This is a genomic window from Chryseobacterium oryzae, assembly GCF_022811665.1.
GTDB lineage: Bacteria > Bacteroidota > Bacteroidia > Flavobacteriales > Weeksellaceae > Chryseobacterium > Chryseobacterium oryzae.
In genome coordinates, this window is the sequence record NZ_CP094529.1 from 2405288 (window position 1) to 2428149 (window position 22862).

The window sequence follows — 22862 nt, forward strand, 5'->3', positions numbered from 1 at the left end:
TTTAGCGGTAAGTGAAAAATACATAAACAGGCATCATTGCAAACCCTGCACTTATGATAACGGAATAAGCTATCCCGGCAATTTTAAACCATTTTATAAACTTAGGATGATACAGACCGAGTGTTCTTGTCGCACTGTAAATCCCGTGGATGAGATGGTAACATAGCGCAAACATCGAAATCACATATATTACTACATACCACCATTCTTTAAAAACAGTTACTACGAGAATGTATAAATCTTTGTTTCCGTTTTCATCTAAAGGAATTGTTCCAAATTTGTACACATACCAGAAATTCTGAAAGTGTATGACCAGGAAAATCAAAATAAAGGTTCCTAAAAGCCCCATATTTCTGGAGTACCATTTACTGGCTCTTCCACGTCGGTCGGTCTGATAATTCGCACCGGATTTTTTATTCTTTAGCGTAATTATTAATCCATCAACAGCGTGTAAAATGATACTCGCATACAATATGTATGAAACAATCTCTATAATGATATTTCCTGACAGAAAATGCGAGTAAGCATTAAACTGTAAATGTGCTCGTTCTTTCGGTAAAAAAAGCTGAAGATTTCCTAAAAAATGAATCAGCAGAAAGAAACTCAAGAACAATCCTGTGAGACACATCAGCATTTTTCTAGATAATGATGATAACATAACTATTCGATTAATAATATCCTAAAACTTTCATCCAAAGACCGCCAACTACCATATATATAATGAGTAACACAATTCCTATTTCCAAACCACGAAGCCACCAGGCTTTCAAATCTACGTAGCCGCTTCCGAAAAATACAGGAGCAGGACCGTGTCCGTAATGCGTCAGTACACCATACACAGAACCCATAAAACCAAGCATCATTGCTAATAACATTGGCGGAATTCCTACTGCTACGCCTACACCAAGCAATGCGGCATACATTGCAGCAACATGAGCCGTTGCACTGGCAAAAATATAATGACTGAAAAAATAAACCAGAATGATAACCGGAAAAGCAACAGTCCAAGTCATACCACCGATTTTTGCTTTAATCAGATCACTGAACCAACAGATAAATCCCAATTCATTTAGTGAACTTGCCATCATTACCAAAACAGCAAACCAAACAATAGTATCCCAAGCTCCTTTTTCAGATTTCACATCTTCCCAGGTAAGAACAGAAGTTAATAAAAGTAAAGTAAGACCAATAAATGCAGTTGTAGTAGCATCTATTGATAATGCCCCTCCAAAAATCCAAAGTCCCAGTAAAATGAAAAATGCCAACAACATCAGCCATTCATTTTTAGTGATCGGCCCCATCTCTTTCAGTTTTTCAGCAGCCATTTTGGGAGCATCAGCAGTTTTTTTGAGTTCTGGCGGATATAATTTATATAAAACCAATGGTACTACGAAAAACGCCACCAAACCGGGAACAAAACCTGCTGCAGCCCAAGACATCCATGTAATATCGATTCCAAAACCTGCTGCAAATTTCTGACACATCGGGTTACTCGCAGTTCCGGTGAGAAACATAGAAGATGCAATAAGGTTCATATAATAACTGTTTAGTGTAAGAAAAGAACCCAGTTTTCTATGCGTTTCCTGTTTATCGGGAACCGAGCCAAAGCTCATAGCCATAGACTTCATTATTGGATAGATAATTCCACCACCTCTTGCCGTATTACTTGGGATTGCAGGAGCAAGACACATATCTGCCAAACCTAAACCATAAGCCAGACCGAGAGAACTTTTCCCAAAAACGCGGATAAATAAAAAGGCAATTCTGTTTCCCAATCCTGTTTTGATAAAGCCTCTTGCAATAAAAAATGAAATCCCGATCAGCCAAATGACTTTATCTCCAAAACCTGAGAGCGATTTTGTGATGGATTTTCCTGCATCTCCCGGTGCAACAACCTGTGTAAGTGCGGTGAGCCCGATTGCCATCATACACATAGTTCCCATTGGAGCCGCTTTTAAAATAATGCCAAGAATTGTTGCAGCAAAAATAGCGAACAGATGCCAAGCATTTTCGGCAACGCCTTCTGGAGCTGGAATGAACCATATTGCAAGTGCAACGGCAAAGGTGATTGCAACACCTTTTATGTTTATCTCTTTCATAATAATTGATTTAAAATTAGAAATCAGAATCTGCTTTGTACCTGAACGATGAGCAGATTATTGTTATATTGTGTTGAGTTTTCTATTTGATTTTTGTAACGGTCGAACTGCATTCCGAGCTGTATTCTGGCACCATAATCTTTCAGGAATTCGAGCCCGAACATCGGTGTAATGGTTTGGCGTGGATTGGAATTAACTTTGAAGTTTGTGTCCAAATATTCGTATCGGCAGGAAAATTCTAACGCACTGAGGTTTTTGTGATGAATTTCGTACCGAAGATTAGGTAAAAAGTACACACCTCGGATTTGATATTGATTGATATCTTCCGGTCTTAGCTCCGGAGCAACGGCAAAATAAAGTAAGTGATTGGTTGCCTGTTTACCTTCTATCTGCATATCCAAACTCCATTTTGGATTGAAATGAATATTAGAACTCACATCAACACCTACTGCATATATTTTCTTGCTGAAATATTCACCTGTTCCGCCATTTAAACCTAGATTAACACTATGTTTTTTATCCAAACCAAAAACAAGCCTCGTAGAATATTGTTTTCCGTTATCATTGTCGTTAATTTGATTTTTGCCATTTCCATTAACGGCAGAAAAAGCATAATCTAAAGGGATTTTACCTAACTGAACCCGTCCTGTAGCAGATAATCCTATTTGGAAACTCGTCCATCCCAGTTTACCAAACTCGTTGTATTGGTTAGACCAGTCCAAAGATTTAATAATATCTATAGGATACGTTTCTTCAATCCCGAACCAAGGACGAAATTGCCCTGCTGTAAGCGCCAGTTTCGGACTGAAAGTATATTTTAAATAAGCATTTTCTAATACTCTGGATTTTGGATCATTTTTAAAGTCGGCAAGATTTGCCAATACAGCCACTTCTGTATGTTTACTGATTTGGGCTCTCATTTGCACTCTCATATATTTAATCATAAAGCTGTTGTCTGTTCCTGTATGATCGCTGTGATGCAGTCCGTTCACATCAACATCTTTTGCGGTACTTACCAGATAACGTCCCTGAAAAAGTCCTTTAACCTGAAGTTGAGGATATTTTACGGGATTTTCAGTTTTTTTAATTTGTAAAGAATCGGCGTTTTGTGCCATAGAAACGATAAACGTCATAAAGAAACAGAGTAATAATATTCTTTTAGTATAAAGGGGAATCATAAGTTTTAGTTTTTTTTAGAATCTGCCGGAAAATTTCAAGCATTTTATTAATTAGTACAATCGACTTAATTTCTCATCATAAACAGAAATTACTGACTGGAAACTGTGTTGAAATAAAACTCCTGAGCAGATTCTTATTTTAAGAAATATGATAAGTTGATTGAAAAGAAAATTTCTTTTTCATCAAAATGAATCAGCTAAGTGCTAAAAAAATAAAGGTGGTGTAGTTTCCATAGTCGTTTTAGTTTTTTTGAATTGATAATCTGTGATGGAAATCTTAATTTGATATGATAAATTTATGAGAATTATTTCACTAAAAAAATGACATAATATAGGTTTCGCAAAATATTCAGAAATTTAATATCGGGAACTTTATTCTTAATATTTTATTAATGTTTTAAAAGCATTTATTGAAATTTAAAAAGATAAATCAACAGCATTTTATTCACCCTTACATGATAAGAATGCCATTAAACACTTAAAAAACACTTCTAAACAATGAATTTATGTATGTTGAAACACTGAACACGCCGTTACGTTTCAGAACAATTAAAGACTTAAAAAATAATTCGATTATCTCTTACAACAGGAAAATATACTAATCAAAAAGATGAGGATTGAGTTGAATTTTAATGTAAGCGGTTTTCTGTTTTTTGCCTTTCACCGGTGCCGAATTTAATGGGTAAACCGGAACATAAAAGGTTTCATGGTCTGTCCAAAATGCCTTTTTTTCATCTGCTATTTTGAAGTTGGTGAAGTTTACATACAACAGGTTCTCCTGCTTATGAGTTTCTGGCAGATATTGGCTTACGAGAAAATTATTTCCCACATCGTTATTATTGGAGACAAAAGATACCCAGTTTTTTGAAGGTACAATCTGCGGATAGCCATCTGTAGAGAGCCTAAATATAACCGCATCTTTTACAGCATAAAAAGTGTAATAAGAATCTATTACCTCATCTGAATTTTCTTTAAAAACTTCAAGATTTAAATAGGGAGACCGTCCTACATAATCGTTAGCAAGAGGTCCGGTTTCTGTAGAAATATTTTCGTGTTGTGTGATAACTACTTTCTTTCCGTTTTCTATATACGTCCACAAGTCATCTTTCAGAATTATGTTGGGATTTTTAACCAAAGCTTCATCAATCCGCAATTTATTGGCTGTATTAAATTCTTGCTCGGAAACTTCTGTAATAGTACCAAATTTTTTGAAAGATTTGTTGTTGAAATCATCCGAACGTTTATAGGTACTGCTTCTAATTTCATAAAGATTGACACCTTTCAGGGTTAAATCGTAAGATGCGGTAAATTCCGATTTTAAAACGAAAGCTTCAATGCTGTTCGAAATATCATTATTAATGCTGAAATGGATGGAGTAAAAGTCATCAAACTCATCAAAACCGTAAAAATTATCTAGTTTTCCGTATGCAAATTTTAAACTTGCCGCGTCTTTGCTTGGCTTCACAAAAAACTGCACCGTATCCAACTTTGTAAATAGCTGAAAAGGTACTTCCAGAATATTATCTACTCCTTTTATTTTTTTAAAATCGGCAAATGTTATTTCTTTCTTTGGCTGTTCTGTGTTTGGACTGTTCATTTCAGTCTTATCAGCTTTAGAATTGCATGAAATATTTACAGCTACCCATGCAAACATTAAATATATATAGATAGACTTCATATTTTTTCAGTAAAAATAACAGTCTACAAATAAAAAAACAACTAAACACCTAATAATAGAGCAAAAAATAACAAATTAATTCTTTAATCTGTGATAATAATCTCCAGTAAATTTTATTTGAATTTGGATAATGAACCGTTTTTCCAATTATATTTTTTTGAAAATCTGACTCGGTTAATGATCTTAATTCCATCCAGTTTTCATACATATAAAAATAAAAAAGTCATACAACCTCAATAAGTTATACGACTTTGTTTAAATTAAAAATTCGAAATAAATATTTTTTCCATTTACATTACAAACCCTTCCTTAAATAGGTAATAAAGGTCTGAAATGTACATACACTTTTTTCTCTTTAATATAATAGCATAACAGTAAAAACAGAACGGCTAGAGAAAGCCAGATCATTACAGAATAGTAATCCATAATAGAACGAAGTAAAATCTGATTGTCCAACTGCACTTTAAATACTTTTTGCGTAACCGGCGGAATATCTTTTTTAGACCATCCGTTGTTTTTAAGGTATAAATTAATCCCGCTGATTTTATCGTTATAAAACTGATTATTATTGCTGATGTAATCTAAAAAACGACTGTAATGAATATTATAATTGTAAACTGTAAAATATTTGGTTAGGAAAGAACTTACCGTATATCCTAAAAATCTTACTATCAAACAAAAAGCCGCGGCAGACGGTGCCAAATAATACGGAACAATACTAATTGCAAATAATATTGTAGGAACCATAATTAACCCCACCCCAAGACCATGAGCAAACAGCGGAATGCCATAATAGCTTTCATTTCCGGCATTATCCAGCATTTGTACCATGCAGAGATGGTATATTAAAAGTGCCGTAAAGCCACACATCCAAAGCCAGATTACATTAGATTTTTTTATTTGATGCCACGCTGCTAAAGCTACTCCCGTAATAATTCCTATAAGATTAAATACAAAAATATAGGATATATGACGGGGATCCATGTGGAGAATATTTTTATAAAAGCTTCCCATATAGGCAAAAGAAAACCTTTCTATATACATAAAAAACAGAAGCAAAGCAGCCCACAAATAATTTTTCTCCTTAAAAATAGAAAGATCTATATAAGGTCTTTTTAAAGTAAACTGACGGATTACAAAGAAAAATACAGCAAAAAATATAATTACAGCCACCTGAATTATTTCTGAATTTTGAAACCAGTAATACTGCTGTCCGTAGACACTTAAATATCCTAATCCTATTAAAATTATTGCCAGTAAAATAAAACTGCTCACATCCAGCTGAATAAGGGTATGCCGATGAAATACTTTGGCAGAAGATATACAGACCAGTACCACCACTACACTGCTTGCAAACATGACCATAGACAGCTTGTACACAATATCAAAATTATACTGATCTATTAAATCTGCCGTAATAAGATTATTGAACGAACTTGTACACAATAACATCCCGAAAAATAAACTGTACGCAACCTCTTTTGCCCGAAAAGATTTCATAAAGCCGGTTGCCATAGAAAGGTATAAATTAACGGCACTTGCAAAAAGCATCCCCTGAACAAAACGCACCACAAAAATCACCAGCAAAATCTGAGATGAAAATAAAAGATAACAGCACAGCAACTGAAAAAGCTGAAACTGAATAAAATACTGTTTTGATGTAAAATAACTGTAAAACCTTCTTTCTAAACAGTAAAAAGATGCAAAACCAGCGTAATAAAGAGAAATTGTAAACTGTATATCATTAGGCTCAATCCCATAATATCCTGCGGCAACATCTTCATTTGCCAAAGGAAGAAAAAACATAATCATATTGGGAAGCAGAAGCGCAAAAAGAATAATCTTTGCGAGCCACGCAGGAACCCATTTTTTAAACAGACCCATTTGTTTTATTTATGATGTGGAACAGTAACCGTAACATTCATCCCGGAAAGAAGTTTAGAACGCCATTGTTTATCAACATCCAAAATTTCTATTTTTACTGGAATTCTCTGAACAATTTTTACAAAATTTCCTGTGGCATTATCCGGCGGAAGTAAAGAAAAACTTGAACCCGTAGCCGGAGAAAACGCCAAAATTTTTCCTTTGAATTTTTTATCCGGATAAGCATCTGCTGTAATAGTTACCAAATCTCCAACAGAAAACTCCGCTATCTGAGTTTCTTTGAAGTTAGCCATAATCCATTTTGGCGTTTCATCATTTACAATATAACATAGATGATCTCCCACATCAATCATCTGCCCTTTTTCTATTTTTCGCTTTCCAAGTCTTCCGTTGTAAGGAGCCGTTATTACCGTGTAGCTTACATCCAGATTACGGCGTTGTTTTACTTCATTCAGACGTTGTTTTTCGGCACCGATTACTGCTTTTTCCTGATTCAGATCCTGAACTTTTTCCTGAGCAACTCTATAGTGCTGTTCTGCCTGAGAAAGATCACTTTTATAAATATTCAGATTGGCTTCAATCTGCTCCAGTTTTTGTGCAGTGGCAGATTTCTGACTGTAAAGCTGTTTGTATCTTTCATACTCAAGATTTTCTTTCCAGACTTTAATTTTTGCTGCTTCAATTGCTTGGTAAGCTTCACGAGCTTCAGCTTCCAGCGTTTCCCGCTGCTGATTAAGAACCTGCGTACTCGCATTCTGTTTCTGAAGTTCTGCTCCTACCTGGTTTGCATCAAGCTTATATTCTTTGCTATCGATTATAAACAAGGTATCGCCCGCTTTAACGTTATCAAAATCATTAAACTTCACCTCTCTTACATACCCTCCTACTCTGGCAATTACAGGGTTGATGTATTCTACAACCTGTGCATCGTTGGTAGTTTCATTATGCAAAAATGTATAAATAGATAAAAAAGCTTTTACAGCAATAATCAGTACGAAAACCCATGCAACTGCAGAGGTAAATTTTACAAGTTTTTTACGATGAGATACTTTCATTATAATGTTCCTGTTTCGAATTTTAGGGAATAATAATTTTTCAGAATTTCCATTTTTGACTGTTCCAGTTCAAATTTGGCTTTCACCTGCTGCAAATTGGCATCCAACAGATCGGTAATAAGTGCAGTCTGATTAAAATAGGCATTCTTTAGAATTCTTGCATTTTCATCTGCGTATTTTTGGTTCTGCTCATAGACTTTTTCGTGCTTCACTGCTTCATCATATTGATAAAAACTTTTATAAATACGGGTTCTTATCTCATCGTTTGTAAACTCATGGTGAAGATGTGCCGAATTCAGTTCAATTTTAGATTCTTCAACTTTATGTTTATTATGATACAAACTGCTGATGTCGTACGAAGCTTTCAGCCCTATAATTCCTAAGCTGTACCAGTTGGGATTATAAGGATAAAGAAAAATCTGCGGGTTAGAAAACTGCAAAGAACCGGTAATCCCGACTTTCGGGTAGTAATTGCCTTTATTCAGTTTCAGTTTCATTTCGGCGGCTTGTGTTTCGTGGTGAGAAAGTTCTGCATCAAAACTTTTATTTAACGCCAACTCAATTGTTTCTTCCAAAGTAAAAGGAGGAATCTGTTCTTCGGATGGTGATATTTCTGGTTCCAGTACAGTTTTATCGTCATTTCCCATCAAAACATTAATCTGTTGCTGCAACACAATAATACCGTTATCAATTTCCGTTAAGGTCATTTTTCTTTTGCTGAGCTCGAGTTCGGCACGAAGAACATCACTTTCAAGAATAATTCCGGCTTTGTACAGGTTTTTTATTTCTGTAAGCTGGCTTTCTTTATCATGAATATCTTCTTCCATCGTAACTTTCCACTGTCGCTGCAAATAAAGATCTATAAAAAGATGTATTGCCTTAAGTTTGGTTGCACTTACCAGTTTCTCTTTGTCGGTAACAGAAATTTCAGATAAAATCTGCGCCAACTTAATTTCGTTTTTAGTTTTAAAACCATCGAAAATATTCAAATAAAGATTGGCACCCGTATTATACAGCGTATGAATTACATCGTGATGCTCTGGTTTGTTAAAAATCCCATTTTCGTAAACCAACATATTCGAGGCTTTATCTACAGAACCAAAAACACTTAAATTAGGTAACTGATTGCTTTTAGCCTGCTTGGTTTTCGCCTCAGAAATCTGAATTTTAAGCTTTTCCAGAGCGATTTCTTTACTGTGTTCTTCTACACCGCTAAGCAACCGGTTAAGACTTAAACCTGCTGTCTGTGCGTGTACGGAAATCTGAAAATTAAGAAGCACTAACCCTAAAAAAAACTTCTCTTTTGTACGGATCATTTACTATTCACTTTTAAAGATGCAAAGTTATAACGTTAGTACTTTTGTCATTTTATATAAAATAGACTGATTTTTATCCAAATCAGCCAAAATTATTTTTATTTTTGAATATGAAATTATTTGATATTCTTGAACAGATTGACACATCACCGAAAGATGTTTTTATTATTCATGAAAGGTTTGAACGCGATTATGATTTGCATTCGCATCACAAAGATCAACTAAGCTTCGTAGAAGGAGGAACTGCGTATGTAACTATTGAAAATGAATACCTTGTGGTTCCGGCAATGCATTTTTTATGGATTCCGGCAAATACGCCTCACCGTTTGAAGGTTTCTCATCATGCTACCCAACTTCACTCTTTTTACTTTAAAAAATCGGGTTCGGATTTTTATCAGAATCTTAGAATATTTCCTGCCAACAAACTGATTATTGAACTGATTAAATTCTCTGAACGATGGAATAACGAATTTATAGATTTTTCTGAACCTTATGCCCACACTCTATTTTCGCTGCATGATTTATTGGCTTTAACAAGCGAAAAACCTATAAAATTACAATTACCCACTTCGGAACATCCTAAAATCGAAAAAATAACCGAGTACATCCACTCCAGATTTAATGCTCATCTTACGCTGAATGAACTTTCGGATAATTTCAGCATGAGTGAACGGTCATTCAGCAGATTATTTAAAAAGGAACTGAAAACTTCTTTTTTACAGTATCTTAAAACCTATAGAATTATTCAGTCCATCAACCTTCTGCAAAAACACCACGACAGCTCTATAGAAGAAATTGCCAATTCCTGCGGTTATGAAACCATTACCGCTTTTAGCAATGCTTTTTTAGAATTAACAGGCATGAGACCTTCACAGATGAGAAAAATGATGTACTGATACAATAGACCGATAATTCCTCAATTCAACAGACGGTTTAGAGATAAATAATATCAAAACTTAAAAAAACTTAAAACCTCAAATCTAATATTATGTTAAATAGTTCTAAAAAAATATAAACTATTGTAACGCACAGAATAAAGGTAAGATAATTGTGTTATAGAAGCAAAGACCAAAAACTAATAGCTGGATTTTTTTTATTACTAATCCCTTAAAAGGAAACCTATGAAAAAATACTTTGCAGTTTTTATAACAGTTTACACGATTGTTTTGTTGTATATGATGTTTTATGCATCGGGAAGAGAACCTTCTGAAATCGCTTATTTTCAGCATAAACCTTTTATAACAATTCAGAATTTTTTCGAAAATAACAATATAGATAATCAGGATTTTATCATTAATATTTTTGGAAACATATTTTTGTTCAGTCCGTTCGGTTGGTTAGGATTGTGCATAAAGAAATTTAACAGATTTTTGCCCATCACCATCTTTTTCCTTGTTGCCATTAGCCTAATTGAGTCTTTACAGTATTTCTCAGGGCGAGGAGTTGCCGATGTTGATGATGTTTTTCTTAATACATTTGGGATGCTCTTAGGTTTTGTATTATTTAAATATGCGACTTGGAAAAATATTGCAAACATTAGATTTCATTTTGATTTATTGGAAAAAGGCAAATTATCTCCCGTTTCTTAAATGAAAACATTTTAGAAGAAACATCCACTTTTTGCACAGAATTTGCAGTGAGAATTGCGTTTATTGCCTCAATTATGAAATCAATTTTGCCGAATAGACGGCTTTTCACTTATTTTTTCGTTCTAATTTTCTCAGTATTCTCAACTTTAGCATTTTCACAAAAAAAGAAAACAACCATTCTGTTTGAAAAAGCGAATGTTGAAGAAAACATTGCCTATAAAACCGATGAAAACAACAACAAAATTTTGTTGGATATGTACACTCCAAAAAATACTGAAACTAAAAAGTTGCCTGTAGTAATATATGTTCATGGAGGAGCGTGGGTAGAAGGCAGTAAACTGATTTATGGAGATAATTTTATTGAAAATACTATTTCAAAGCTTTTAGATCAGAATTTTGCAGTAATAAGTATCAATTATCGGCTTGTAACAAAGGAAATTCATTTTAATGCACCTATACAGGATACCAAAGATGCAGTGCGTTGGGTAAGAAAAAATTCAGACCAATATCATTTAGATTCTAATAATATCGGGATGTGGGGAGATTCTGCAGGAGCACATCTTGCACTTTTAAGTGCTTATACAAACGATAACAAGTTTGTCGGCGATTCTACCCTATCGAAATATTCCGCACGAGTAAATTATGTTATTGATAATTTTGGACCTACCGATATGAACAGGCTGCTTCATACACGGGCACCACAGCCGTTACTTTTTGCAGTGGGATTAATTTCAAAAAAAATAATAGAAATTAGGGGAAAACTGATTAAGGGAATAACCGGTTTCGATGCCAAAGAAAACAAAAAAGAAGTGATAGAGATTTGTAAAGACATTTCACCACTCTTGTATTCAGAAAATACAGTTCCTACGTTGATGATTCATGGGAATAAAGATAAAATTGCCCCTTTGAGCCATTCTAAACGACTGAGAAGAATGCTTAAAAAATCTAAAACTGAAAATAGTTTAATCATTATTAAAAAAGGAACTCACGGATTCAGCACCACAGATAAAACAGAACTTGAAAAGATAAGTAATGCGATGGTAAATTTTGCGGTTGCTCATCAACAAGCTCCATAAAATATTCTTTTGTAGATTTTTATCGCTATTAAAGGAAATACTGCTATTTCTTTTGCAGTTATCTTTCAAAATGATTAATATTGTAGTGGGTTGAAAATCAGGTTTTTGAAATTATTATTTTATATTTTAATTTTATATTACACTTTGATTTTCAATTATTTAAATTGAATTTTAAGAAATGAAAAAAAACTTCATATACATCCTTATTCTCGTTGTTGTTGCGGTTATTGCTTTAGTTCCGGGTATAAGAAACTTTTTGAAAGACCAGTTTTTGCCGGTTGCCACGATTGAAAATGCAGTTCACATCAGCAATGAAGATTACGATATAGAGCTACAGGGAATAAATGTTCCAAGCACAAACCTCAAAAATTTTAAAGATAAACCTCTTTTTCTTAATTTTTGGGGAACCTGGTGTCCTCCATGTGTTAAAGAATGGCCTACTATTCAGAAATTGTATGACGGCAGAAAAGATCACCTCAACTTTGTGCTTATTGCGATGAAAGATGATGAAGCTAAAGTGCGTAAGTTTCTTAAAGAAAATAATTATACCGTTCCTGTATATATCGCACAAAGCCCAATTTCGGAGAAAGTACTTCCCAAAGCTTTTCCTACTACATTTTTATTGGATCAAAATGGGAGAATTCTCCTTAAAGAAGATGCTTATACCGATTGGAATACAGAATCTATACATCAATTCATAGATAATATTATCAAATAATAATTTTAACGGAATTTTAATAATGCATTGGTACGCAATTTGAAAATTCTATTACGTTGAAGTTATAAAAAACAAACACAAAAATGAAATATTCTAAAATCACAATTGCTAAAGAGGCCATAAGCCACAAAGGATTTCTGAAAAAAATCCCCGATATTTTCAGAATGGTTAAGTTATGGAGAAAAGGTGTTTATCCTGCAAAGTCGATGGATATGATTCTTCCGCTTTTAGGGATTTTATATGTACTTTCTCCCATAGATTTAATTCCAGATTTTTTCATTCCTGTTGTAGGGGTTTTGGACGATTTGGCTGTTTTATCCTTTACCATCCCAAAACTAATGAAAGAAGTAGATAAATTTCTTCTTTGGGAAACCGAACGAAAATATGGCAATGCACAAATAATAGAGGCAGAAATTGTAAAATAAATAAAACCATCCGAGTGATGGTTTTTTTGTTTATCATGAATTCGGTACTACCTTTTCATCACAAATCATTAAATTTGCAATATCTAATAAAAAATAATGGAAAGTAAAAAAGAATTCTTTTTGGAATGCTACAAACTGGGCATCATCAAATTTGGAAGATTCACCCTGAAAAGCGGTATTGAAAGCCCTTTTTATGTAGACTTAAGACCACTCGCATCCGATCCTAAAATCCTTAAAAATCTTGCCAACTATCTTTTGGATATGCTTCCTTTGGATAACTTCGACCTCATCTGCGGAGTTCCTTATGCTGCACTTCCGATGGCAACTGCGATGTCTTTGGAAAGCTACATTCCGTTAATTATTAAAAGAAAAGAAGCCAAAGAATACGGTACAAAAAAAATGATTGAGGGAATTTACCAGAAAGGACAGAATTGCCTTTTGGTAGAAGACGTTATCACCTCCGGAAAATCTTTGGTAGAAACCATTGCCGAAATCGAGCAGGAAGATATTAAAGTAGCAGATATTGTTGTGGTTTTAGACCGAGAACAGGGAGGAAAACAACTTTTGGAAAGCAAAGGATACCGCGTTCATACACTTTTCAATATTTCTGAAGTTTGCGAAATTCTTCAAGAAAATGGAGATCTTAGCGATGCAGAAGTTCAGAGAATTAACGATTTCTTAAAAGGAAATCATATTCAGTTTGAAGAAAAAAAGAGACTTTCTTATCAGCAGAAATTTGAGCAGGCACAACATTCTGTTTCAAAAAAATTATTAGAAACGGCATTAGCAAAAGAATCTAATCTCATTGCTTCGGCAGATGTTACTACTACAAAAGAACTTTTGGAACTCGCAGAAAAAGTGGGACCACACATTATTGCATTAAAAACTCACATCGACATTATTTCGGATTTTGATTACCAAAATACCATTATCCCATTAAAAGAAATAGCCTCAAAGCATAAATTTCTATTAATGGAAGACCGAAAATTTGCCGATATAGGAAATACTCAGGAATTGCAGTTTACAAGCGGAGTTTTCAGAATTACCGACTGGGCAGATTTTGTAACTTCTCAGGTTATCGGAGGTTTCGAATCTTTAGACTGCTTCAAAAATGTGGGCGTAGTTGCCATTATAGGAATGTCTTCCAAAGGTACGTTAACATCCAATAATTACCGTGAAGAAGCCCTGAAAATCGCCCTTTCTCATCCTAACGTAATTGGTGGGGTTTCTCAAAATCCTATTCCTGAAGAAATTCTGCTTTTCACTCCTGGAGTAAACCTCGCAGATTCAGGTGACGGAAAGGGGCAGCAATATAATACTCCGGAACATGTATTTAAAACCCTTCATACAGATTTTATCATCGTAGGAAGAGGAATTTATAAATCTGAAAACCCAGAACAGGCAGCATCACAATATAAAAGTGCAGGCTGGAATGCCTATCTCACATCTTTGTAAAAAATAATTATACTTATTACTTCCTGAAATTTGAATTGTAATATCATTCAAATTTCAGGATTTTTTTATTGAATACTTTTATATTTTAACAGTATTACTGTTTTAAAAAATATTTTTTTTGCATTAAAATACATTATATTTGATGCTTTATCAGAGCATTGAAAAAATTTGGTGTAAGTATTTTTCTGTTTTTTGGAATTGTGCAATTTCATGCACAAAAAGACAGTATATCTATAAATGCGGAACTTTCTCCGGACAGAAAAACCATTGATGTAAGTCAGCAAATTGTTTATTACAATCATTCCGACAAAGATCTTAATACCATTAAACTTCTCAACTGGATTTCTGCTTACAATAAGCGAGGAACAACCCTTGTTTACCGCAAACTTGAAGACCGTAATTACAACTTACATTTCGCTAAAAAAGAAGAACTTGGTAAAGTTTTACATCTCGAAATAAGCGATGATAAGCATTCAATAACGATTCAAAATGAGGTAACTGATGAAAATCTTTTCCTGAAACTGAAAGAAGCTCTTCATCCTGGACAGCAGATAAAATTAGAGCTTAAATACAAACTTCAATTACCTGACAGAAAATTTACAGGATACGGGACTTCTCCACAAGATACTGCATTGAAGTATTTTTTCATTGTACCGGATCATTTTGATGACTCCAACATGGTAAAACGAAACTACCGCGATATTGAGGAATCTGTAAATTTTAAAACCTATTGGGCTGTAAAATTTAACACTAAAGAAGTTTACAACATTCAAAGTAATCTTCCAAAGAACGAGCCTGATTCTTTTAGCGGATATTTGAATTCTGACCCTGAATTTCTTTTCAGCAAAAATAATTACCCATCCGTTACCATAAATTCTGATGATGTAAAAACCGAAATACAGTTTGGTTATCCGGTAAGTTCACAGGAAATTCAAAATCTAGAGTTTTACCTTCCATTACAGTTGAAATTCATTAAAGAAAGAATAGGAAGCATTCCTGAAAAACTTTTTATTTCTGATAAATTCAGAGCAAAAGAAGATTTTTTCGGAAATAACGATATCCAGTTCTGGAAATTCAGATTCAAACTATTTTCGGATGCGGAAAATGCAGATTTGGATTATTTTGGGATTATCAGCAAAAAAATTCTCGAGGAAAAAATCATTGCAGATAAAGAGGAAAACCATTGGTTTAAAAACGGATTAAAATCTTATTTGGAAATACAGTATCTAAAAAAATTCTACAGTGATGCAAAACTGTTGGGACAGCTTCCGGAAACTAAAATCTTTGGAGTAAAACCTTTAAAATTATTTCATGCATCTAAAGTAAAATTACTCGATCGGTACGGATTAGCCTATCAGTACATTATGACACAGAATCTGGATCAGAAAATTGACGAACCTTTTTCGGTGCTCAGCAATTTCAATGATATGGCAATAAGTAGTTTCGAAACTGGAACATTGTTCAGTTATTCGGCGGATAAGATGGGTGCAGAAAAATTCAACACACTCGTTAAAGACTATATTGCAGAGAATGCGAACAATGAAGTAAATCCTCACGATTTTTTAGAAAAACTTTCGGAAAAAGATGCTTCTTCGGAATATCTTAAACGTTATATCAGCAAAAAACAACGGGTTAATTTCAGATTAAAAAATTTCAGAACCGAAAACGATTTTCTGAATGTGAAAATTGCAAAAAACACAGACGAAAATATTCCTGTAAAGCTCGAAGCACAGACAAAAGAAGGCAAAAGAACAACTTATTGGATAGATACAGAAAAAAATGAACGCCAGAAAACCGTACAAATCCCTGCGGAAGATGTTTACAAAATTACTTTAAACAACGATTATATTTTCCCTGAGGCTAATTACAGAGATAATTTCCTTTATACAAAAGGGATTTTTTCTAATGCCAAAAAAATTAAATTTAAGCTGATAAAAGACATTCCAAATCCGGAGTTTAATGAAATTTATCTCAACCCGAGAATTCGTTTCACCAATACTTATGATAAGTTTCTTATCGGGATGAACTTCAAAAACCAGTCATTATTCGATCAGAAATTTCTGTATTCTATAACTCCGTCTTACAGTACAGGAACGGGGAAACTTACGGGTTCCGGAGCTATTTCCTACTCGTTTTTACCTGCCGAAAGTGTGATCCAAAGACTTACTTTTGGAGTTTCAGGCTCTTATTTTCATTACGATTATGATTTAGCATATCAGAAAAATTCTTTGTACACCAATATTAGTTTCAGAAAAAACCCTAGAAGTACAGTCAGTCGTGGATTAGGGATTTCCTACACCTATTTTCAACGTGATCTCAATCCTCAAATGATTGCTCAAAATGATTATGCTAAATATAATCTCTGGACGGTTGGTTATGGGTTTACCGACAACGAGATGATTCATGAAAAAAGTTTCAGCATCAGTACTCAGGGAATGGAAGATTACAATAAAATTACCGCTGAAGCATTATACCGATGGGAATTTGCACCAAGACAAAAGTTGAGTTTGAGACTTTTTGGAGGGTATTTTGCCAGAAATGAAACCAGAAACAATATTTTCGATTATGGGATATCCCGAGTTTCAGATTATTCATTTTCGTATAATCTTTTGGGACAAAGTGCAACCGGTGGGATATTGTCTCAGCAGTTTATTTTGGCAGACGGAGGTTTTAAATCTTTTATTCCGGGAAGTGTAAATCAGTGGATTACTTCTTTTAATGTAGATTCAAGTGTTTGGAAAATTTTTCATATTTACGCAGATGCCGGACTTTACAAAAACAAAAATCAGCCTACACAATTCATTTGGGACAGCGGTGTAAAAGTTCGGCTTATACCCGATTTCCTTGAAATATTTTTACCCGTACAGTCTTCTTTAGGATTCGAACCCGCTTTCAAGGATTATGGAAAAAGAATACGATATACTTTAATCCTGAATTTAAGCACCATTATTAATGCAGCAAGGAGAGGATGGTATTAAAAAACAGCAATCTTTCGACTGCTGTTGAATGATACTGAGTTATTTAACCCCTTAATCTTTAATAATTTTCTGAGATACCGGCTGATTATCTATTGTAGCCGTAATGATGTAATTTCCTTTTTGAAGATCTGCAACATTTAGATATCTAGCATATTTGCTTTCAGAAGTTCTGATTAATTGACCGGAAAGGGTATAAATCTTAATATCTTTTACTTCTGTTCCAAAAATAATTTCATCTTCTTTAACGAAGGTGTTTTGTACAAATTTATACTTGTGCGCTGTGCTTTGTAAATCGGTTACCGCTAAATTTCCTGATGATTGTGGTGTTGGTAGAGTTATTGTAAAATCTATATTATTATTGTTGGTATCTCCGCTTACTCTGGTGATAGAATTTAAGATTGTTGGCGATGGTGCAGCACCTGCTCCCTCAAATTGATTTGCCAAACCATATCCTACAAAATCTAAGACATTTGCAGAAGTAGGCCCAGAAACTTGAGTGTTATTATTCGCCAAAGCCACTTTGCCAGAAGTAAAAGCAAGCCCAACTCCTACTCCAACCTGTGCGGATCCATCGAAGTTTAGTAAAGCAGTTACAATAAGATTGGGATTGAGCAAATTAATGATTCCTCCAAAACCATCTGTTCCGTGCTGAATTAAATAGGTTTGTCCTGCCGCTAAAGTAATATTAGGAAGATTATTGTATTGAGTAAAACTGCCGGTAGATGATGCATACTGAATTGTAGCCCCATTCAGTGAAGCTGTTGTGGAACCAATGTTCTTCAGTTCTATGAAATCGTGGGTAATGGCTGCTCCAAGAATACCACCCCCAGTGTAAATTTCATTAATAACAATCTGTGCATTAGAAAACGCAGTCATCGAAACAAGTCCGATAAAAGTAAATACTTTTTTCATAACAATATATTTTGGTGATTGTCATAAAAAATCCAAAAATAATACCAAATATTTATATTTTACACATAAATATTACATTATACATGAAAACTTAATGATTTAAAATCATAAAAAAACCACTTCGTATGAAGTGGCTTTGCTATTAAATATATAATATATTAATCTTTCAAAATTTTCTGAGAAACTGGTTGGTTATTTACAGTTCCTGTTACTAGATAGCTACCTTTAGGCAAATCTGCAACATTTACAGTTTCGTTAGCTTTAACAGAAGTTGCTTTTAACAATTGACCTGTTAACGTGTAAACTTTTACGTCTTTCGCATCCTCTCCAAAAGTAATTTCGTCATTTTTTACGAAAGTATTTTTTACGAAAAGAGATTTAGATTTGTTAAAATCTGAAATAGCCAATACAGGAGCATACACTCTAGCCACCAAATTACTTATGCTAACATTTCCAGTCCCAGATGTTGCATTCCCTGCTTGTCTAATCGCAATACCTGCTAAAGTAGCGGGTGAAGCTCCTGCCCCTGTGCTATTTGTTAAAAGTGGTTGAGAATCGATTTGTAAAGTAGCAGTATTTGTTGCGGGAGAAACCGAATTATCCATTATAAAAGTAACCAAAATATTTGATGCAGTACCATAAGGAACTTCTGTTCCATAAGTTGGAATTGCAGAAGTACCAGACCCATTATTTAAAACCCCTAAAGAATATCCAGTTGCAGAACCTTTAATATATAATCTCCCATTAAAATTACCAGTTGTTGTTCCTGCAGTCACCGTAAACATTAAAAAATAATCCCCTGAAGTTGAGAGACCGGTTGCACTTGGAACATTAATGACAGCAGAATAATCTGCTTTGCTAATTCCCGTAGCACTCACGGCGTATGATGAACTAAACGCTTTATTTGCATCCTCACTATTACCCGCAACAAGATTAACTTTAGATCCATCTGAGGTTAACTGACCTTGTGTTCCACTATGATTAACCCAACCATTATTTGTTAAAGCACCAACATAGCTAAACGTATCTGATAAAACATTAGTTTGTGCATTTGCAACTCCTGCAACTGCAACAATTCCTAAAATTGTAAAGATCTTTTTCATAAGTAAAATTTTTATATTAATAATTTATACGGCAAAAATAATGCTATTTTTTCATTTTACACAAAAATAAGGTTAAATTTCTGTTAATAACGCTAAAACCTTTACTGTTCACAATTTTTAGTTATTTTTACCAATTATTTTACAGATTTGAGGAATTATATTCTGATATTCTTATTGTTTTTCATGGGCTTATCATCTTATAACGCCCAAATTTTTACGTGGAAAAATCCCAACACCCTTCAAGACAGTATAAAAAAAGACAGCATTATCGCTTTAAGACTAGAAAGAGATCTTTTTGCAAAAGATACTATGGATTTTGTAAAAACCAGTAACAGAATTATTGTAGATGAAGCTGTATTGGCAAAAAACAATTCTAAAAGATTTTTGGGCGAGCTCAATTCTAAAGGCTCCATTATTAGAGGAATTACTTTTGGGAACAACCAGGGACAATCTGTACAAAGCTCTATGGATTTACAGATTTCCGGAAGACTTTCGAAAGATGTAACAGTTCTTGCAAGTATTTCAGATCACAATTTACCGATTCAGGCGGATGGATATACTCAAACTCTTGAAGAATTCGACAGAATTTATATGCAGCTTAATATTAAAGAAAAATCTATTCTCAGAGCAGGACATTTAGATTTGGCTGAAACTAAAAATTATTTTTCAAAATACCAGAGAAGAAGCATGGGACTTCAGTTTCAGACACAGTTTGGAACCGACAATAAAACTTTTGTAGACATTTCGGCAGGTGTTGCACGAAGTGAATTTCACAGAATTCGTTTTCAGGGAATTGAAGGAAACCAAGGGCCATACCGCCTTACAGGTAAAAACGGCGAACAATTCATCACCTTAATTTCCGGCTCTGAACAGGTTTTCATAGACGGGATTTTAATGAAACGTGGAGAAAACCAAGACTACGTCATCAATTACAATACAGGAGAAGTTACTTTTACGAGTTTCAGACCTATTTTCCAGCAAAATTTCATCACAATTTCGTTCAATTACGCCAATAGAAATTATTCCAGATATTTATTTACCGGAAAATTAGAACATCAGAGAGAGAAATTCAGAATAGGACTGAATTGGTTCATGGAAAATGACAACAAAAACGCTCCCTTAGCTTTAAATTTATCCAAAGAAGATGAACAAATTCTCGCCAATGCCGGAAACGACCCGAATTTAATGTACGCTCCGTCTGGTGTGGTGGCAGAATATAATGTAAATAAAATACTGTACAGTTTGGTTCAGAACCCGAGCGGAAGTTACTACCAGTTTTCTACCGATCCGGCTCAAACTCTTTATCAGGTTTCTTTCACGTACTTCGGCGCCAATCTTGGTGAATACCGACTGAAGCAGACTACCAATAACGGTAGAGTTTTCGAATATGTCGGTCCCAACATGGGAGACTACAGAGCGGTAAGAAAATTACCTTCACCACAAAAAGCACAGGTTTATACTGTTAATTCTGAGTATTTATTGAAAGACGGTAAAATTGGAGCAGATGTTTCCTTAAGCAATTACGATCTCAATTTGTTTTCATCTAAGGATTCTGACCAGAATATTGGCTATGCTGCAAGAATTTTCGGGAATAAAACATTTACGAAAAACAGTTGGAAAGGAACTCCAAGTTTTGAATATCAATATATAGACAAGCAATTCCATATTTTAGACCGTATTAATGATGTAGAATTCTCCAGAGATTTCAACTTAGCCAAAGAATTCAACAATATCACTCAAAATCGTTTTATTTTCAGTTTTTTAAATAAATGGAATAACAAATCTGTCCTTAATTACAGAGTAAATTATCTTGATGAACGAGATTCTTACAAAGGAATTAAAAATGATTTGGATTTTGGTTGGATTAAAGGAAAATTCACCACCAAAGGAAACTTTTCTTACTTAGATACAAAAGCAACACTTCAGAACACTAAATTCATTCGATCCGGAGCCGGAACAGAATTTACCGGAGAAAAAGGCAGCTGGGCTTTAGGCGGAAGCATGGAACATAACGAAAAGAAATTTAACGACAGCCAGTTGATGGATGTTACGAGTTTCAGCTGGAAAGAACTTTTTGTACAGAAAAAAGTTGGAGACAGTGTTAGAACAAAGCTTTTGGCTAAAATGTATGTGAGAGACAATGATTCTGTTCGGGATAACAGATTGCAGAACATGAACCGTATTTTAGGTTTTATGGCAGAAAGCCAGATTATTAAAACTGAAAAAACTACATTAAATGCTTTGCTTCATTACAGAAAATTTTTCTATAAAAATGATGATGTAGATCTAAACCAAAATAAAGATTTTGTTGTAGGAAACATTTTATACAATCAGCAGCTTTTCAAAAACGGAATGCGTTTGCAGGCATTTTACGAGCTTGGAAATGGGCAAGAAGCACAGCGGGAATTTCAGTACATTAAAGTTACCGATGGACAGGGAGTTTACAAATGGACCGATTACAACGGCGATGGCGTACAACAGCTCGATGAGTTTGAAATTGCAGAATATTCAGATTTAGCACAATATATTAGAGTGTACACCAATTCGGTAAGATATATTCCGTCGAATAAAAATAAATTGCAGCTTGCATTATTCGTTAATCCATCGGTGGTTTTCAGTTCTGAAAACAAATTTTTAAAACGCTGGAATTTTAATGTTTCTTTAAATTCTCAAAATTCATTCTATAAAAAAGATAAAGTTTTGGTTTTAAACCCTTTCGAAACCGGAGAAAATCTGATTCTTAAAAACCAGAACATTCTTATGTCTGCCCAGTTTAACCCAACCGACCAGTCGGGCTGGAACGGGAATTACCGCTTCATCTCCAACGATAATCTCCTGAATGCCAATTTCAGCAATGAAGAAAGAAATCAAACCTCTCATTTTGTGAATTTAGGCTATTGGTTCAATAAAGAATTCAGAATCGACTGGGAAAATTCTATTCACGACATTCAAAACTCATCGCAACTTTTTGCTACGAGAGATTACCGCCTCAATAATTTCGAAACCAAACCTAAAGCAACATATCGCTTTACAGATGCCATTCAGGCAGAGTTTTCTTCGGCATACCGAGAAAAAAAGAGAATGGATGGCGAAGAAATGCTTAAAGCTTTCGATATTACAGGAACAATACAGTGGGAACGCAAGAAAACCTCTATTCGTGGGAATTTTTCATTTATTAATAATGATTTTACCGGTAATAATTTCACCATTGTAGGAAACCAAATGCTTGATGGTTTAAAACCTGGAAAAAACCAAGTCTGGAGCGTATTTGTTCAGCAGGCAATTAATTCTTTCTTACAGCTGAACCTGAACTATGAAGGAAGAAATTCTGGCGACAGAACCATTCATATAGGAAGTATGCAGGTAAAGGCAAGTTTCTAATATATATTTTACGAT

Annotated in this window: 17 protein-coding genes; 8 read left to right on the plus strand and 9 right to left on the minus strand. The window is 34.3% G+C overall.

Translation table 11 applies throughout. From position 1 onward, the window contains the following. Nucleotide 1: 1 nt before the first annotated feature. The 7 genes from MTP08_RS10925 to MTP08_RS10955 form a co-directional block, all read right to left on the minus strand. Nucleotides 2-658 (minus strand): succinate dehydrogenase cytochrome b subunit, encoded by a 657-nt coding sequence (locus MTP08_RS10925; protein ID WP_243575983.1) that lies wholly within the window; start codon nucleotides 656-658, stop codon nucleotides 2-4. A 10-nt stretch (nucleotides 659-668) separates the two neighbouring features. Continuing rightward, nucleotides 669-2099: an anion permease gene (locus tag MTP08_RS10930; protein WP_243575984.1), complete on the minus strand. Its 1431-nt coding sequence runs from the start codon at nucleotides 2097-2099 to the stop codon at nucleotides 669-671. Between the two features lie 23 nt (nucleotides 2100-2122). Continuing rightward, on the minus strand, nucleotides 2123-3232 hold the full coding sequence (locus tag MTP08_RS10935; protein WP_243577752.1) for a porin: 1110 nt from the start codon (nucleotides 3230-3232) through the stop codon (nucleotides 2123-2125). A gap of 643 nt (nucleotides 3233-3875) precedes the next feature. Next, nucleotides 3876-4955: a resolvase gene (locus tag MTP08_RS10940; RefSeq protein ID WP_243575985.1), complete on the minus strand. Its 1080-nt coding sequence runs from the start codon at nucleotides 4953-4955 to the stop codon at nucleotides 3876-3878. A gap of 309 nt (nucleotides 4956-5264) precedes the next feature. Then, the gene (locus MTP08_RS10945) at nucleotides 5265-6839 is read right to left on the minus strand and encodes an efflux MFS transporter permease (protein WP_243575986.1); all 1575 of its coding nucleotides are present in this window, start codon (nucleotides 6837-6839) and stop codon (nucleotides 5265-5267) included. Between the two features lie 5 nt (nucleotides 6840-6844). Further along, entirely contained in the window at nucleotides 6845-7894 is a 1050-nt protein-coding gene (locus tag MTP08_RS10950; protein WP_243575987.1) for an HlyD family secretion protein, read from the minus strand. Continuing rightward, the gene (locus tag MTP08_RS10955; RefSeq protein WP_243575988.1) at nucleotides 7894-9210 is read right to left on the minus strand and encodes a TolC family protein; all 1317 of its coding nucleotides are present in this window, start codon (nucleotides 9208-9210) and stop codon (nucleotides 7894-7896) included. Before MTP08_RS10955 ends, MTP08_RS10950 begins: the two co-directional genes overlap by 1 nt. A 110-nt stretch (nucleotides 9211-9320) precedes the next feature. On the opposite strand from MTP08_RS10955, the gene MTP08_RS10960 reads away from it, so the two are divergent. The 7 genes from MTP08_RS10960 (at nucleotide 9321) to MTP08_RS10990 (ending at nucleotide 17451) form a co-directional block, all read left to right on the plus strand. Beyond that, nucleotides 9321-10106: an AraC family transcriptional regulator gene (locus tag MTP08_RS10960; protein ID WP_243575989.1), complete on the plus strand. Its 786-nt coding sequence runs from the start codon at nucleotides 9321-9323 to the stop codon at nucleotides 10104-10106. A 225-nt stretch (nucleotides 10107-10331) separates the two neighbouring features. Further along, nucleotides 10332-10799 (plus strand): VanZ family protein, encoded by a 468-nt coding sequence (locus MTP08_RS10965; protein ID WP_243575990.1) that lies wholly within the window; start codon nucleotides 10332-10334, stop codon nucleotides 10797-10799. A 74-nt stretch (nucleotides 10800-10873) separates the two neighbouring features. Continuing rightward, nucleotides 10874-11875 carry an alpha/beta hydrolase gene (locus MTP08_RS10970; protein WP_243575991.1) on the plus strand — a complete coding sequence of 334 codons (1002 nt, stop codon included), beginning with the start codon at nucleotides 10874-10876 and terminating at the stop codon, nucleotides 11873-11875. A gap of 178 nt (nucleotides 11876-12053) precedes the next feature. After that, nucleotides 12054-12593, plus strand: coding sequence for a TlpA family protein disulfide reductase (locus MTP08_RS10975; protein ID WP_243575992.1), 540 nt, complete (start codon nucleotides 12054-12056; stop codon nucleotides 12591-12593). A gap of 83 nt (nucleotides 12594-12676) precedes the next feature. Then, nucleotides 12677-13018 (plus strand): YkvA family protein, encoded by a 342-nt coding sequence (locus MTP08_RS10980; RefSeq protein ID WP_209390368.1) that lies wholly within the window; start codon nucleotides 12677-12679, stop codon nucleotides 13016-13018. 96 nt (nucleotides 13019-13114) lie between these two features. Next, complete coding sequence (pyrF, locus tag MTP08_RS10985; RefSeq protein ID WP_243575993.1) at nucleotides 13115-14473, plus strand: orotidine-5'-phosphate decarboxylase; 1359 nt, start codon at nucleotides 13115-13117, stop codon at nucleotides 14471-14473. Between the two features lie 158 nt (nucleotides 14474-14631). Further along, nucleotides 14632-17451: a gluzincin family metallopeptidase gene (locus MTP08_RS10990; protein ID WP_243575994.1), complete on the plus strand. Its 2820-nt coding sequence runs from the start codon at nucleotides 14632-14634 to the stop codon at nucleotides 17449-17451. A 51-nt stretch (nucleotides 17452-17502) separates the two neighbouring features. Here the strand turns inward: MTP08_RS10990 and MTP08_RS10995 are convergent, their stop codons facing one another. Together MTP08_RS10995 and MTP08_RS11000 are read right to left on the minus strand one after the other, a co-directional pair. Continuing rightward, entirely contained in the window at nucleotides 17503-18363 is an 861-nt protein-coding gene (locus tag MTP08_RS10995; protein WP_243575995.1) for a lamin tail domain-containing protein, read from the minus strand. A 158-nt stretch (nucleotides 18364-18521) separates the two neighbouring features. After that, nucleotides 18522-19466, minus strand: coding sequence for a T9SS type A sorting domain-containing protein (locus tag MTP08_RS11000; RefSeq protein WP_243575996.1), 945 nt, complete (start codon nucleotides 19464-19466; stop codon nucleotides 18522-18524). Between the two features lie 183 nt (nucleotides 19467-19649). Between MTP08_RS11000 and MTP08_RS11005 the strand changes: the two genes are divergently transcribed. Further along, entirely contained in the window at nucleotides 19650-22847 is a 3198-nt protein-coding gene (locus MTP08_RS11005) for a hypothetical protein (protein ID WP_243575997.1), read from the plus strand. Nucleotides 22848-22862: the final 15 nt, after the last annotated feature.

Excerpts from the sequence above, each read along its gene's own strand:
- MTP08_RS10925 (WP_243575983.1), bottom strand. The coding sequence starts at position 658 with ATGTTATCATCATTATCTAGAAAAATGCTGATGTGTCTCACAGGATTG.
- MTP08_RS10930 (WP_243575984.1), bottom strand. The coding sequence starts at position 2,099 with ATGAAAGAGATAAACATAAAAGGTGTTGCAATCACCTTTGCCGTTGCA.
- MTP08_RS10935 (WP_243577752.1), bottom strand. The coding sequence starts at position 3,232 with ATGACGTTTATCGTTTCTATGGCACAAAACGCCGATTCTTTACAAATT.
- MTP08_RS10940 (WP_243575985.1), bottom strand. The coding sequence starts at position 4,955 with ATGAAGTCTATCTATATATATTTAATGTTTGCATGGGTAGCTGTAAAT.
- MTP08_RS10945 (WP_243575986.1), bottom strand. The coding sequence starts at position 6,839 with ATGGGTCTGTTTAAAAAATGGGTTCCTGCGTGGCTCGCAAAGATTATT.
- MTP08_RS10950 (WP_243575987.1), bottom strand. The coding sequence starts at position 7,894 with ATGAAAGTATCTCATCGTAAAAAACTTGTAAAATTTACCTCTGCAGTT.
- MTP08_RS10955 (WP_243575988.1), bottom strand. The coding sequence starts at position 9,210 with ATGATCCGTACAAAAGAGAAGTTTTTTTTAGGGTTAGTGCTTCTTAAT.
- MTP08_RS10960 (WP_243575989.1), top strand. The coding sequence starts at position 9,321 with ATGAAATTATTTGATATTCTTGAACAGATTGACACATCACCGAAAGAT.
- MTP08_RS10965 (WP_243575990.1), top strand. The coding sequence starts at position 10,332 with ATGAAAAAATACTTTGCAGTTTTTATAACAGTTTACACGATTGTTTTG.
- MTP08_RS10970 (WP_243575991.1), top strand. The coding sequence starts at position 10,874 with ATGAAATCAATTTTGCCGAATAGACGGCTTTTCACTTATTTTTTCGTT.
- MTP08_RS10975 (WP_243575992.1), top strand. The coding sequence starts at position 12,054 with ATGAAAAAAAACTTCATATACATCCTTATTCTCGTTGTTGTTGCGGTT.
- MTP08_RS10980 (WP_209390368.1), top strand. The coding sequence starts at position 12,677 with ATGAAATATTCTAAAATCACAATTGCTAAAGAGGCCATAAGCCACAAA.
- pyrF (WP_243575993.1), top strand. The coding sequence starts at position 13,115 with ATGGAAAGTAAAAAAGAATTCTTTTTGGAATGCTACAAACTGGGCATC.
- MTP08_RS10995 (WP_243575995.1), bottom strand. The coding sequence starts at position 18,363 with ATGAAAAAAGTATTTACTTTTATCGGACTTGTTTCGATGACTGCGTTT.
- MTP08_RS11000 (WP_243575996.1), bottom strand. The coding sequence starts at position 19,466 with ATGAAAAAGATCTTTACAATTTTAGGAATTGTTGCAGTTGCAGGAGTT.
- MTP08_RS11005 (WP_243575997.1), top strand. The coding sequence starts at position 19,650 with ATGGGCTTATCATCTTATAACGCCCAAATTTTTACGTGGAAAAATCCC.